This window comes from Martinezella sp. CNPSo 3732 (assembly GCF_057784515.1).
Genome location: NZ_JBXSOO010000001.1, coordinates 756,321 through 769,436, shown reverse-complemented (window position 1 = coordinate 769,436; position 13,116 = coordinate 756,321). Strand labels below are relative to the sequence as shown.

The 13,116-nt window shown below is 60.0% G+C and carries 12 protein-coding genes; 5 read left to right on the top strand and 7 right to left on the bottom strand.

The genetic code is table 11. The features are described from left to right. The first annotated feature begins 43 nt into the window (after positions 1–43). Both AC13RM_RS03530 and AC13RM_RS03525 read left to right on the top strand, forming a co-directional pair. Positions 44–1,069, top strand: coding sequence for a LacI family DNA-binding transcriptional regulator (locus AC13RM_RS03530; RefSeq protein WP_374817906.1), 1,026 nt, complete (start codon positions 44–46; stop codon positions 1,067–1,069). Between the two features lie 163 nt (positions 1,070–1,232). Beyond that, positions 1,233–1,865, top strand: a complete 633-nt coding sequence (locus AC13RM_RS03525) for a response regulator (protein WP_113232398.1) — start codon at positions 1,233–1,235, stop codon at positions 1,863–1,865. A gap of 61 nt (positions 1,866–1,926) precedes the next feature. On the opposite strand, the gene AC13RM_RS03520 is transcribed toward AC13RM_RS03525, so the two are convergent. Further along, a complete protein-coding gene (locus AC13RM_RS03520; protein WP_488554564.1) occupies positions 1,927–2,259 on the bottom strand; it encodes a hypothetical protein in 333 nt (110 codons plus the stop codon). Between the two features lie 182 nt (positions 2,260–2,441). On the opposite strand from AC13RM_RS03520, the gene AC13RM_RS03515 reads away from it, so the two are divergent. The 3 genes from AC13RM_RS03515 to AC13RM_RS03505 are packed head-to-tail and all read left to right on the top strand — an operon-like array spanning position 2,442 to position 6,216. Next, positions 2,442–3,203: a gluconate 2-dehydrogenase subunit 3 family protein gene (locus AC13RM_RS03515; RefSeq protein WP_374817902.1), complete on the top strand. Its 762-nt coding sequence runs from the start codon at positions 2,442–2,444 to the stop codon at positions 3,201–3,203. A 2-nt stretch (positions 3,204–3,205) separates the two neighbouring features. Further along, complete coding sequence (locus AC13RM_RS03510; protein ID WP_374817900.1) at positions 3,206–4,972, top strand: GMC family oxidoreductase; 1,767 nt, start codon at positions 3,206–3,208, stop codon at positions 4,970–4,972. A 29-nt stretch (positions 4,973–5,001) separates the two neighbouring features. Continuing rightward, positions 5,002–6,216: a c-type cytochrome gene (locus tag AC13RM_RS03505; protein ID WP_113232394.1), complete on the top strand. Its 1,215-nt coding sequence runs from the start codon at positions 5,002–5,004 to the stop codon at positions 6,214–6,216. A 325-nt stretch (positions 6,217–6,541) separates the two neighbouring features. Here AC13RM_RS03505 and AC13RM_RS03500 read toward each other — a convergent pair whose 3' ends face one another. The 6 genes from AC13RM_RS03500 to AC13RM_RS03475 all read right to left on the bottom strand — a co-directional run bounded on the left by AC13RM_RS03500 (position 6,542) and on the right by AC13RM_RS03475 (position 13,008). Continuing rightward, on the bottom strand, positions 6,542–7,792 hold the full coding sequence (locus AC13RM_RS03500; RefSeq protein ID WP_374817898.1) for an MGH1-like glycoside hydrolase domain-containing protein: 1,251 nt from the start codon (positions 7,790–7,792) through the stop codon (positions 6,542–6,544). Between the two features lie 31 nt (positions 7,793–7,823). Further along, positions 7,824–8,882 (bottom strand): ABC transporter ATP-binding protein, encoded by a 1,059-nt coding sequence (locus AC13RM_RS03495; protein ID WP_374817896.1) that lies wholly within the window; start codon positions 8,880–8,882, stop codon positions 7,824–7,826. Positions 8,883–8,895: 13 nt separating this feature from the next. Further along, a complete protein-coding gene (locus AC13RM_RS03490; RefSeq protein WP_208409439.1) occupies positions 8,896–9,756 on the bottom strand; it encodes a carbohydrate ABC transporter permease in 861 nt (286 codons plus the stop codon). Then, positions 9,753–10,604, bottom strand: coding sequence for a carbohydrate ABC transporter permease (locus AC13RM_RS03485; protein WP_113232391.1), 852 nt, complete (start codon positions 10,602–10,604; stop codon positions 9,753–9,755). Before AC13RM_RS03485 ends, AC13RM_RS03490 begins: the two co-directional genes overlap by 4 nt. A 72-nt stretch (positions 10,605–10,676) precedes the next feature. After that, positions 10,677–11,951, bottom strand: coding sequence for an ABC transporter substrate-binding protein (locus tag AC13RM_RS03480; protein WP_374817893.1), 1,275 nt, complete (start codon positions 11,949–11,951; stop codon positions 10,677–10,679). Positions 11,952–11,997: 46 nt separating this feature from the next. Beyond that, a complete protein-coding gene (locus AC13RM_RS03475) occupies positions 11,998–13,008 on the bottom strand; it encodes a substrate-binding domain-containing protein (RefSeq protein ID WP_113232389.1) in 1,011 nt (336 codons plus the stop codon). Positions 13,009–13,116 lie beyond the last annotated feature (108 nt).

Genomic DNA, 13,116 nt, shown 5'->3' with positions numbered 1-13,116 from the left:
TAACGTGCGTGCAGACTGCCCTTGAGTCCGAGAAAGAAACTGAGTGAACGACAAGACGACGAAACGACCGACCATGTCCGATATCGCCTCGCAGGTCGGCGTTTCGCATGCGACGGTTTCACTGGTGCTGAACGAAGCGCCCGGCAAGAGGGTTTCGGAGAAAGTGCGCGAGCGCGTGCTGGCGGTCGCCGAGGAACTTGGCTACCAGAAGACCGCGCCGGCCAATGATCCGATCGGCGGCATCATCGTTCTCCTGATCGACGATCTCATGGCCTCGCAGCATGCTGCGCCGCTGATAGAAGGTGTTCGGAGCGCTGCGGAAGAGCAGGGCTTGGCGGCGCTTACCGTCGTGACGGGCGGACAGGTCGAATTCGCCGAATCCATTCTCGAGTATTTGGGACGGCGCCAGATCGTCGGCGTAATCTACGCCACGCTCATCACCCAGCTGGCGCCGGTGCTGCCTTCCAAACTTGGCAACTATCCGGCCGTCCTTCTGAATTGCCATCAGCAGCGGGCCGAGTTCTCTTCGATCATTCCAGGCGATCATGCCGGCGGTTATGCGGCAACGGAAGCCTTGATCAAGGCCGGCCATCGCCGCATCGCCATGATCGATGCCGGCAGGCAGCGGCTTGAAGCGGCGCGCGATCGTCTGAGCGGCTATCGCCAGGCGCTGACGACCTACGATATCGCCGTCGATCCCGAGCTGATCCTTTCGGAAGCCTGGTCGCTCGATCTCGGGCGGGAAAAGATGCTGCAGCTCCTCGATCTGCCGTTGCCGCCGACGGCGGTTTTCTGCTTTTCCGACCGTGTGGCGATGGGCGCCTATGATGCGATCAGGATGCGCGGATTGAGGATTCCCGACGATATTTCCGTCATCGGTTTCGACGATGAAAGCCTCGCCCGAAAAATCCTGCCGCCACTCACAACATTGAAGCTGCCGCACGAGGATATGGGCCGTTGGGCGGTCGCCGAGCTTCTGGAAAAGGTGATGCAGCCGAAGAAGCCGCCAGTGAGGCTGAAGATGGAGTGCCAGTTGATCCTTCGCGCTTCCATCGCCCCACCGCCTTGAATGCAATGAAAGAACGGCCCGAGCGTGTTGCTTTCTCAACGATTCGCTGAAGGCCTCGAATGCGCGAAGGGGTTTGCTCTTTTATGAGCGAAAGGTCTTGCCCTGTTGGCATGAAACAAAGGTGGGGTGCGTGCGTTTCCGTATTGGTGAAAGGAGTTCACCAATGACGTCCCTTGCTCTTTCACACGGCATTTTCGAACCAAACGATCTGGAGATCCTGCAAAAAGTGTTCGACCGGATATGCGCGGAGCCTTGGTTCACCGTGCGTACGGAAGAAAGACGGAAGTTCGCCCGATATTTGATGCACATGTATATGCGGGGCCTCATCCTGCCGGATCGCCTGGACGCGCTTTGCCGGCTTGTAGCCTACGAGCGGTTTTCCCGCCGTCGCGGCATGACTGATATTTCGGGCCAGCGGTTTCTTGTCGTGGAGGATGAATACATGATTGCGATGGAGGCAAAGGAAAAGCTGATCGAGTCCGGCGCCGAAGTCGTCGGTCCGGTCGCTAACGTGAATGACGCACTCCAGATCCTCAAGACTCAGGACATCATGCTTGATGGAGCTCTTCTCGATATCGCTCTTGACGGGCAGATGGTTTATCCAGTCGCAGCCTCTTTGCGTATGAAGCGGATTCCGTTTGCCTTCGTGACAGGTTATGAGGGGCGGCAAGTCCCTGCAATCTATCGAAGGGTTCCGACTTTCGCCAAACCCGCAGATTGGGCCGCGGTGGCTGCTTCGCTCGCGGACTCCAAGACCCATGGTGCCATGCGCCGCCCCGCGCATCATAAGCACTGATGAGTCTCCTAGTTGAAGTCGCGGCTCAGCCTGAGCTCGCCTCGGCAATGAGCAGGAGCGGTCAATCGCAACTCTGCGAACCCGCTTGCTCCTGATTAGCCGATGTCGAGGTCATTGCATTGGCCTGATTGTTGCAGCCGCCACTATTCTTGTTCGAATCCGCCTTCGTCTTCTTGCCGGTGTCCTGTGCCCCGTTCGCTCCGGTTTTGTTGTCTCCCTGCACCGGTTTATCTTGGTTTGTCGCGGAAGCGGGAGGTGAATGATCGCTGGCTGCGCCGTCGGAGCTGTTGGAGCTGTTGGAGCTGTTGGAGCTGTTGGAGCTGTTGGATTGTGCCAGCGAGGCTGTGGCTAGGCAAAGTGAAATAAGCGAGGTGGCCGCGATTTTCGAGAGCATGGCTTTCTCCTCAACATTCTTGTAAGTTCACTCGGAACTTTTGCAGCTGCCCGAAGTTCCGAAGCCCGTCGCAGATATTTAGAGCGGGCATATGTTTTCCGTTGCCGAGCGGGACAATTCACTTCGATCCTATTCCTGTCACCTGAGCCCGCGCGAATACTGGTTAATCGAGGGTATTTTCGATGGAACGTAAGCGTGCTCGGGGCCACACCCGCCGTGCATTCCTCTCATCCACGGCAGTTGCCATCATCCTGGGGTCCGTGCAAAGGGCGAGCGCCCTCGTCGTCGGCGGGGAACGTCCCTGGATCCCGTTTGACGCGAGTCCGCCGGATGTGCCCTCGGCGGCAGCGTCCGGACGATGGTTTTTCTTCACCGATGAGGAAGCAGAGACGATCGGCGCCATTACCGAGCAGTTGATCCCCGCCGATGAGCTCAGCATCAGCGGAAAAGAGGCAGGCTGTACCGAATACATCGACCGGCAGCTGGCAGGTTTTTTCGGCAACTTCGACCGGCTTTACATGCGGGGTCCTTTTCAGCCTGGTACGCCTGAACAGGGAGATCAATCGTCGCTTGTTCCGCGTGCCCGTTACCGCATCGGCATTGCGGCACTGAATGAACACTGTTCCGCCACCTTCAAGCAGCCCTTCGCCAAATTGACGAGCGAACAGCGCGATCAGGTGCTGACGGATCTTCAGCATGGAAAAATCGCCATGCAGGCCATTGATTCCATGGCCTTTTTTTCGCTCGTCCATGCCAACACCATGGAGGGGTTCTTCGCCGATCCGATCTATGGCGGCAACAAGGACATGGTCTCCTGGAGGATGCTCGGCTTTCCCGGCGCCCATTACGACTACCGAAACTACGTGGAGCGCCATAACGAGACGCTTGATCTGCCGCCGGTCGGCATTGCCGGGCGGCCCGAATGGAACATCGGAAAGGATTGACGATGGCGACGAAGCTGCCTCACACGGATGTCGCCATCATCGGCCTTGGCTGGACCGGTGCCATTGTAGCAAGCGAACTGACGGCCTCCGGCCTCGATGTCGTTGCAATCGAGCGCGGACCCTGGCGCGACACGGCGCGCGACTTCAGCATTGCGTCCGTTCCGGACGAACTCCGCTATATCCATCGGCAGGAACTTATGCTGCGTACGGCCCAGAATACGGTGACCGTCCGCAACAATCCCGCGGAAACTGCCCTGCCTATGCGCAATTGGGGTTCCTTCCATCCTGGAAACGGAACGGGTGGCGCCGGCAATCATTGGGCCGGCATCACCTTCCGCTTTCAGCCGCAGGAGTTCCGGCTGAAGAGCTATTTGCAGGAGCGTTACGGCCCCGCAGTCATTCCGGACGAACTGACCTTGCAGGACTGGGGGACGGATTGGAGCGAGATGGAGCCGTTCTATACAGCCTTCGATCGCATCGTCGGGACCTCCGGCAAGGCCGGCAATCTCCGCGGTCAGATTCAAGAGGGAGGCAATCCGTTCGAGGGGCCCCGTTCGGAAGAATATCCGACGAAACCGCTTCGCCAGCCTTATGGGCCTGTTCTGTTCGCCAAGGCCGCGGCGGAGATGGGCTATCGGCCCTTTCCAGTGCCGTCTTCGCTGATTTCCGAGCCATATACCAACCCTCTTGGCGTAACCATGGGGCCGTGCACCTTCTGTGGGTTCTGCACCAATTACGGCTGCGCCAACTATTCCAAGGCCAGCCCTATCGTAAACATTCTCCCGGCGCTTGTTCGCCGGCAGAATTTTACGGCGAGGACGAATTCCGAAGTCTTGAAAGTGCTGACCGATTCCACCGGTAAAAAGGCGACCGGCGTTCTCTTCGCCGATACCTCAGGCCAGGAATGGGAGCAGCCGGCAGATCTTGTCGTTGTCGGCGCTTTTACCTTCGAAAACGTGCGTCTGATGCTACTATCCGGGATCGGTAAACCCTACGATCCCTCAACTGGAGAAGGCACGACCGGACGCAACTATTGCTATCAGACGGCCAACGGCGTGCAGCTCTTCTTCGATGACAAGAACTTCAATCCCTTTATCGGCGGCGGCGCGGTCGGCATGGGGATCGATGAGTTCAACAATGACAATTTCGACCATAGTGGACTCGGCTTTTTCGGTGGCGGGTCGATCCGCGTCACGCCGATCGGCGCCGCTCCGATCAGCTATCGGCCCGTGCCGCCGGGAACGCCCGCTTGGGGCAAGGAATGGAAAAAGGCGACGGTGAAGAATTACCTATCGGCCATGTCGATCGGCTGCGAGGCCTCGAGCTATGCAACCAGGAACAATTATCTCTCATTGGACCCGACTTATACCGACCGTTTCGGACGGCCGCTTTTGCGCATTACCTTCGATTTCCCTGAAAACGACCTCAAGATGGCACAATACTGCACGTCGAAGGTCGCCGACATCGCCAGGCACATGGGGCCACGCCAGATCGTGGAGAACCCCATGAAAGGTCATTGGAATACGGTTCCCTATCAGTCGTCGCATGTGGTTGGCGGCTTTATCATGGGTGAAAACCCCGCCAACAGCTGCGTCAATAAATATCTGCAAAGCTGGGATGTGCCGAACCTGTTTGTCGTCGGCGCTTCCGCCTTTCCGCAGAATCCAGGCTACAATCCGACCGGCACTGCGGCCGCCCTCGCTTTCAAGGCTGCCGATGCAATCAGGAACATCTATCTTAAAGATCCAGGTCCGATGGTGCGCACATGACGAGGGCGCTCTGGAAATTCCGGGTAGGGATGACGGCGGCTGTAGTTGGAGGCTTATCGTCACTTGCCATGGCGCAATCCCTGGGCGATGCGGAGTTCAACGTGGTCGACCGGGGCCGCTATCTCTCCATTCTGAGCGATTGTGCGGCCTGCCACACCGCGCCAGGAGGGCAGCCCTTCGCCGGCGGTCTGAGCATCGAAACACCCTTCGGCGATCTGGTCACACCGAATATAACCCCGGACCGCGAAACCGGCATCGGCAAATACACGAAGGAAGATTTCCAGCGCGTCATGTCCGAAGGGATCGGCAGGGGCGGCTATCATCTCTACGCCGCCATGCCGTATCCCGCCTATACTAAAATGACCGCTGAGGACAACGGAGCACTTTTCGCCTATTTGCAAACGTTGCAGCCAGTTAAAAATCAGGTCGAGGTCAACCAGCTGCCGTTCCCTTATAACCAGCGCTGGTCGCTATTCGGCTGGAACGCCCTGAACTTCACTGCAGGTGTTTTCAAACCGAATGCAGCCAAGAGCGAGCAATGGAATCGCGGAGCCTATCTCGTGGAGGGGCCCGGGCATTGCGGTACATGCCACACGCCGAAGAATGCGCTCGGAGGAGACAAGGACAGCAAGGCATTGCAAGGGTTCGTCATACAGGGATGGAATGCTCCCAATATAACCACTGATCAGCATCAAGGCATCGGCAACTGGAGCATGGACGATATCGTTGCCTATCTCAAGACGGGTGCCAACCGGTTTGATCTGGCGTCTGGACCGATGGCGGAAGTCGTTACCAAGTCTACATCCAGGATCAGCGATTCCGATCTTGCAGCGATCGCCACCTACCTCAAGGACAGCGGCGAAACATCAACGGCGGCACCTGCCGCCATCGCGCAATCCGAGCCTGTCATGAAGGCTGGCGCGGCTCTTTATGCCGACCGTTGTTCCGGCTGCCATACGCCGGCGGGCGAGGGGATACCAAAACTGTTCCCAAGGCTTGCCGACGCGCCGCTCGTCAATGCCGATGACGCAACATCGCTAATCCATGTGGTCCTCGCCGGAAGTCGAGCCGGGAGCACAGATGCCGTCAGTACCTCCCCCGCGATGCCCGCCTTCGACTGGAACATGTCTGACGAACAGGTTGCAAGCGTCCTGACCTATGTTCGCAATAGCTGGGGCAATGCTGCACCGGCGGTAAAGTCCGCGGATGTTGCAAGTCTGCGTGACTATTTAAAGAAGCAATGATCGTGTGGTCTGACGGTTTCTTGAAAAAATCCAGATGCCGGATTGAGGATCGCTTCTACCGCTTAGCTCCAAATCCAGATGGCTCGGGTTACGAACGGAAGGAAGCGTCGTGTCAGCATATTTAAAGATAGCGTGCGGCCAAACCGCTGCACCACAGCATCAGCCTTGATGCTATGCGTAAGTCCTGCAATCGTCATATGTCGAAGCCCCATTCGAGCACAACATCAACGATCAACCAGCTGTGCGGAAGGTAGGAGCAAAATAGCGCTTACATTAGACTGGTGCACGACCTAAGATTTATTCGCGGGCGCGACCGGTGCCTAATTTACGACGCGACGAGCCACATATAAGCTGCAGCCGTCCAGGAGAAGCCAAGGCCGCCGCAGCCTTCCCCGGTGACCGGATCGAAATATTCGGCAAAACCCTCCGCCTCGATCGCCGAGATGGTCGACTTGCGTAGCTTCTCGGCTTCGTCGATCCGGCCATTGCGCTTCAGGCCGTCGATCAGCAGCCAGTTGATGATGGCCCAGGCCGGGCCGCGCCAGTATCGTTTCGGCTCCCAGCTGGCGACGCCGGGCTTTACGGTCGGGAAGGCGACTTTCATCCCCTTGGACCATGCCTTCATTTCGTCGACGAGAGCGCCGACGACCGCCTTGTCGAGATCGAGCGACAGAAGCGGGATGAACCCCGCCTGTGTCGGTGCCTCGATATCCCAGCCCGAAACGAGATCGCGTGATACGAAACGCGACAGATCGGGTCGCCACTGGGCGAGGATCGCGTTGCGAGTTTTTTCATTGAGCGCGGCGATTTCGGACGCGTCTTCCATGCGGCCGAATTCGTGGGCGAGCGCTTGGAGATCTTCGCCGGCCTTGAGCAGGATCGCGGTGGTCTGGATCTCGGCGACCTTGAAGGGGGCCTTCGCCCATTGTTTGACCGGCTCCCAGCCGCAGGCGGCATAGGTGTCAACCAGGTGGATGAAGCGCTGATAGTCCTCGTCGCGGGGACGCATCGAAGCGTTCACGTGGCCGGTATCCTTCCGCACGACAGGCGTGTCGGTAGTGGTGGGAACGCGGGCGAGCGCGAGGTCCCATGCGGGAGAATTGTCGCTGCCGCTTTCCCAGGGGTGAAGCAGAGCAACGAGGCCGGTCCCTTCAGGGTCGCGGGCCGCATACCACCAGCGGTGCCATTTCAGTGCCGCCTCGTAGAGCGGCAGGGTGCGGGTCTTGTCACGGGTGGCTTCGTGCAGCTTGCGGAGCGCGATGGCGAAAACGGGCGGCTGGGTGATGCCGGAGGTGGGGACCGTGTGGCGGGTGCGCCAGACGTTCGGGCCCGGAAAATAGGTATCGCTCGGCTGATGGAAGACGATATGCGGGATCATCCCGTCCGCCCACTGGCCCTCGACCAGCCGCTCCAGTTCGCGATAGGCGCGGTCCGTATCGTAGAGCGCGAAGCCCATGGCGACGAAGGCGGAATCCCAGTTCCACTGGAAGGGATAGAGCCGGTCCGTCGGCACCGTATAGCCGCCGCGGTCGTTGGCGACGAGAATACGCTTGGCTTGATCGATATGCAGGTTCATGTCGGTACTCCGGTATCGGGGAGGGACGCCCCTAGGCCATCACGGCCGGAAAGGATTGGCCGCTTTCGGGGGAAAGCCAGGTGATGCGCTTGCGATCGAGCTTCAGGCCGATCGTATCGCCGCTCCTGACGGTTTCGGAGGCAGGCAGGATGACGCGGACGGGCTGATCGTGGATCGAGCCGGTCAGGAGCAGGTGTGAGCCCATCGGTTCGGCGACCCGCACTTTCATTTCGAGGCCCTCGGGCAGGCCCGCGAGCTCGACCGCCTCGCCGCGCAGGCCGAGGATGATCTCCTTGCCGGCTTCCTGCGGTGCATTCAGTTGCTCGATCCCGGCAGAGACCTGGCCGTTCAGGACAGGTACCTTGATGAAGTTCATCGGTGGATTGCCGATGAACCCGCCGACGAAGCGCGTTGCGGGATGATTGTAGACATCGACCGGCGAGCCGACCTGCTCGACGATCCCTCCGTGCATGACGGCGATGCGGTCGGAAAGGCCCATCGCCTCCGTCTGGTCGTGCGTGACGTAGATCGTCGTTGTGCCGGCCGATTGCAGCACAGTCTTGAGTTCGGTGCGCATTTCGAGGCGAAGCAGCGCATCGAGGTTGGAGAGCGGTTCGTCCATGAGGAGTACCTTGGGCTCGACGGCAAGCGCGCGGGCAACGGCGACGCGCTGGCGCTGGCCGCCCGAAAGCTTGTTCGGGTAACGGTCGAGATACTGTTCGATATGCAGCAGGCCGGCGGCCTTTTCGACCTGCGCCTTGATGCGCGCCTCGTCTGCCTTCTGCATGCGCAGCCCGAAGGCAACGTTTTCGTAGACCGTCATATGCGGGAAGATCGCATAGTTTTGGAAGACCATCGCAAGCCCGCGATCCTTGGGAGCGAGCCCGAGGACCGACTTGTCGCCAATGCGGACATCGCCGCCGGATGCGGTTTCGAGACCGGCGATGATGCGCAGGAGCGTGGTCTTGCCGCAGCCTGAGGGGCCGAGAAGCGAGACGAATTCACCGTCGCTGATCGTCAGCGAGACCTCTTTCAGGGCCTGGAATGCCCCGAAACTCTTGCGGACACGGTCGATGACAATATTGGCCATGGAATTGGTCCCGTTATTTGGAGGAAATGCCCCAGATCGCGAAAAGGTAGCGCCTGACCGCGAAGATGAAGAAAACCGATGGAAGGATGAGCATCAGGCCGCCGGCGAAGCGATAATGCATCGGGCTTTCGGAAAGCACCGTCAGCAGATAGGCCGTCAGTGTGCGGTTGCGCACCGTCAGCACCGAGGCGGCGAAGACTTCGTTCCACGAGATGACGAACGCAAAGACGGCGGTTGCGACGATGCCCGGCAAGGCGAGTGGCGCCACGACCTTGAAAAAGGCCTGGATGCGGGTGCAGCCGAAAACCCATGCAGCTTCTTCCAGCTCCTTTGGGACGCCGAGGAAAATGCCCTGGGTCACCAGAGCCGCGAAGGGGAGCGCCAGGACGGTATGGATCAGGCCGACGCCGACGATCGTATCGTAAAGGCCGAGCCGGATGAAGGAGACGGTGAGCGGCAGCGCCAGGATCGCCAGCGGGAAGGCACGCGTCAGCAGGACCAGCAGCCGGTAGCTGTCCTTGCCCGGAAAATTGTAGCGGGCGAGCGCATAGCCCGCGGGCGCCCCGAGCAGAATGGAGAGGGCTACTGTGATGCCTGCGGCGCCCAGCGAATTGAGGAAGGAGCGGACGACCCCTTCCGTCTGCAGGAAGAGGATGAAGGGTTCGAGCGAGATGCCGGTCGGCAGGCCGGTCTTCGGCCAGATGTAGACGCCCTGTCGCCCGCCGAATGCGCCTAGCGCCACGAGATAGATCGGCACGAGAACCCAGGCGCAAAGCGCGGCGATACCGCTCCAGAGCAACCAGCGGCGCGATGAAACGAAGCTTGCGGGATTGGCGGTGGCGGCTGCTTCGGAACTGATGGCTTGCATGTTCATGGCAGGCGCTCCGGATCGACCTTGAAGGCCTTGAGATAGACGAGGGTTGCGGCGAGCGAGATGACCATGATCAGAACCGCATAGGCGGCCGCGACGCTGTAATTCTGGTTCTGGTTCTGCCAGTTGTAGGCTTCGCCCACGAGAACCGGAAAATTACGGCCGCCCAGTGCATATACGACTGCGAAGACCTCGAAGGCGAGCACTGTGCGCAGGATGAGGGCCGATTGCAGCGCCGGGCGGATCAACGGCAGGGTTATTTTCCAAAAGCGCGTCCAGGGACCGGCCCCGAAGATTTCGGCGGCTTCCTTGAACTCCTTCGGCACCTGGTTGAGGCCGGCGACGATGATGACCATGACGATCGCCGTGCCGCGCCAGATCTCCGCCACCGCGATGGCGATGAAAAGCGCAACCGGCGTCTGGTAGGAGAGCCAACTCGCCTGGCGGCTGATCACGCCGAGGCTGAAGAGCAGCGAGTTGAAATAACCGGTATTCTGGAGGATCGACAGCCAGACGAGGCCGGCGGCGAGATCCGAAATGCCGAGCGGGATCGTCCAAATCCACAGAATGGTCTCCCGCCCGCGGCCGATCTTGGCGACCATCGTGCCCATGGCGAGCGCGATGGCGATCTGGACCGGTACGACCACGATCGTCAGCAGGAACGTGTTGCGTACCGATTGCATGAAATTGATGTCCGTCACCATGCGCTGCATGTTTGCGAGCGACGGTGCGCCATCATCCGAGACCGCCAGCCAGATCGTCTGCACCAGCGGCACGATGAAAAGCAGGCCGAGGAAAACGACAGATGGCAGGATCAGCAGATAGGGGATCCAGGGTCGATTTTGAGTCATGGGCTCCCGCCTCGAAAAGCAGGGTTGCAGAAAGAATGTCCGGGCATTCGCGCCCAGGCACTCCAGGGTGGATTATTGAACCGGGCAGGCGCCGTCACTCTTGGCATCCGGTGCCCAGCAGGGCGCCTTGGTATCGGTCATCAGCTTGGTCATGACGGCGCCCTGCTTGGCCAGCACGTCGCCGACGGGCTGGTTTTGCAGCACGATCAGCTGGAAGCTGTCCATATAGACCTTGTTGAACTCGCCGCCCTTGTCGCCGAGGCCGACTGGGAGAAGCGAAATCACCGCATCCTTGGCCGCCTGGGTCTTGGTGACGGCACCGGCGAGAAGTGCGACGCCCTTGTCGAGATCCGGCGGCAGCTGGACGTTCAGCGTCGGGAAGAAGCCGACCTTGGACGCGGTGAGCAGCTGGATCCCCGGGGTCGTCAGTGTTTCGATGATCTTCATCGCGCCCGCCGCATCCGGGGCACCCTTCGGGATCGAAAGGCCGGCGAGAACGGGCATGTATCCGCGCCCCTTGGGGCCGGCCGGGGGCGGGAATACGACGTAGTCGTCCGGCGAGGCGGAAATGGCATTTTTCAGTCGGGCGACATGATCCCAGGCGACCATGACTTCACCGGCGGCCAGCGGCTCCTGCATGAAGTCGTAATTGGTGGAGTTGGGGTTTACATAGGCCCAGAGCGCCTTGAGCTTCTCCCAGCCTGCCGCAGCATCGGCGTTCTTGAAGGTGCGCACTACGCCGCCGGTGAAGGATGGGTAGAAATAACCCTGGAAGTAACGTGCCATCAGGCCCTTGGGACCGGCCGGGAAGCCGATCTGCGGTTGGCCGGTCGCCTGCTGCATGTTCTTGCCCCACTCGATCAGCTGATCGTAGGTGATGGCGTTGATATCGGCGCCCTTTGGCAGGTATTGCAGGGCTTCCTTCTTCGCGGCCATGACATAGGTCGCCTGCATCCACGGAATGTATTGCTGGGTGGATTTGCCGAGCTTGCCGAGGTCGAGGAGCGATTGCGGCATGCCGCCGGCGGCGAGCTTCTTAGCGAGATCATCAAGCGGTTCGAGCTGATCCTTGTCGGCAAGTGGCGAAAGCTCGCCGTGCAGCGCGCCGACCAGGCTGACGGTGTGCTTACCGGCCTTGGCTTCTGCCTCCATGCGTACGGCGAACTGCGGCGGTTCCTCGACCACATAATCCACCTTGCCGGCATCCTTCAGCAGGTCCTGCCGCACGACGGTCGCCTCTTCGATCGGGCGAAGCTGGGTGGATACGAAAACCGTCTGGGCAAGCACCGGCGAAGCAAAGGCCAGCACAGTGGAAGCCAGAATTCCGAATGACGTGATGCGTTTCATATTCTCTCCTCCTTCATTGTTCTTATCCGTGATGCACTGTGTCGGATCATGCCGCCTTCATCGGACGGCGATGGCTGTCGCGATCGATGAATTCGATCGCGTGAAGCTCCTGCAGTTCCTCCGCAGGTTCGCCGGCGATTGCCCGCAACAGCAGCGAGGCAAAGCTCGCGCCGAGGTTTTCGCCGGTCATGCGCATGGTCGAGAGGGAAGGGCTGGTGAAGGCGCCCGTCGGCAGGTCGTCGTGACCGACAATGCTGATCGCTTCGCCCCCATCGATTTCGCGTAGCGCTCTGAGCGCTCCGATCGCCATTTCGTCCGTGGAGCAAACGAACGCGGTGGGACGCGAAGGCTGCCGGAGCAATTCCAGTGCGGCGAGATAACCGCCCTGTTCCGTGGGCGCGCCTTCGGCGCAGAGATCTGCATTCAGCCCGGCCTCGTCCATCGCGGCCTTCCAGCCCGTGCGGCGCACATGCGCGAAGTAATATTCCTGTGGCCCGGCGATATGGCCGATGCGGCGGTGGCCGGCGGCCTGAAAACGGACCGTTGCCGCGTGAAACCCGGCAAAACCATCGCCGTCGATATAGGGATGGGGTACGAGGCTTTCGGTGCGTCCGTTGGTGACGAAGGGAATGCCGCGCGACTGGAGAAATTCGACGCGTTCGTCCTGCCGTTTGGTGCGGACGAGAAGCATGGCGTCGACGCGGCGGCCATCAACGAAACGACGGCAGATGTCGAGTTCACTTTCACCGCGTGGCACAGGCGCGATGACCAGGTTGAGGCCGGCACTTGCAAGATGCTCAGCACAGCTGGAGAGCATGTCGAGGAAATGCGGCGGACCGATATGCCCGGGGTCGCTCGGCAGGGTGATGGCAACGAGTTCCGCACGTTGTTTTCTTAGCCTGCGCGCCGATGCGTTCGGGCGGTAGCCAACCATGTCTGCAGCCTCTCTCACCCGCTTCTGGGTTGCTGCAGAGACATCGCCGTAACCGTCGAGTGCACGGGAAACCGTGGTGATCGACAGTCCGAGCGACTGCGCGAGTTGCTTGAGATTTGCCAAGATCGTCCTCCGGAATGATGCAGAGAGTTCTCCAAAACGTTTTGGGAGTCAAGCCAAAACGTTTTGGATCCTCACGACGCATAGTCGAAGCGATTATTTGTGGTCATT

What these genes read in the sequence shown, in the direction of transcription:
- AC13RM_RS03525 (WP_113232398.1), top strand. Translation starts at nt 1,233, where the DNA reads ATGACGTCCCTTGCTCTTTCACACGGCATTTTCGAACCAAACGATCTG.
- AC13RM_RS03520 (WP_488554564.1), bottom strand. Translation starts at nt 2,259, where the DNA reads ATGCTCTCGAAAATCGCGGCCACCTCGCTTATTTCACTTTGCCTAGCC.
- AC13RM_RS03515 (WP_374817902.1), top strand. Translation starts at nt 2,442, where the DNA reads ATGGAACGTAAGCGTGCTCGGGGCCACACCCGCCGTGCATTCCTCTCA.
- AC13RM_RS03510 (WP_374817900.1), top strand. Translation starts at nt 3,206, where the DNA reads ATGGCGACGAAGCTGCCTCACACGGATGTCGCCATCATCGGCCTTGGC.
- AC13RM_RS03505 (WP_113232394.1), top strand. Translation starts at nt 5,002, where the DNA reads ATGACGGCGGCTGTAGTTGGAGGCTTATCGTCACTTGCCATGGCGCAA.
- AC13RM_RS03500 (WP_374817898.1), bottom strand. Translation starts at nt 7,792, where the DNA reads ATGAACCTGCATATCGATCAAGCCAAGCGTATTCTCGTCGCCAACGAC.
- AC13RM_RS03495 (WP_374817896.1), bottom strand. Translation starts at nt 8,882, where the DNA reads ATGGCCAATATTGTCATCGACCGTGTCCGCAAGAGTTTCGGGGCATTC.
- AC13RM_RS03490 (WP_208409439.1), bottom strand. Translation starts at nt 9,756, where the DNA reads ATGAACATGCAAGCCATCAGTTCCGAAGCAGCCGCCACCGCCAATCCC.
- AC13RM_RS03485 (WP_113232391.1), bottom strand. Translation starts at nt 10,604, where the DNA reads ATGACTCAAAATCGACCCTGGATCCCCTATCTGCTGATCCTGCCATCT.
- AC13RM_RS03480 (WP_374817893.1), bottom strand. Translation starts at nt 11,951, where the DNA reads ATGAAACGCATCACGTCATTCGGAATTCTGGCTTCCACTGTGCTGGCC.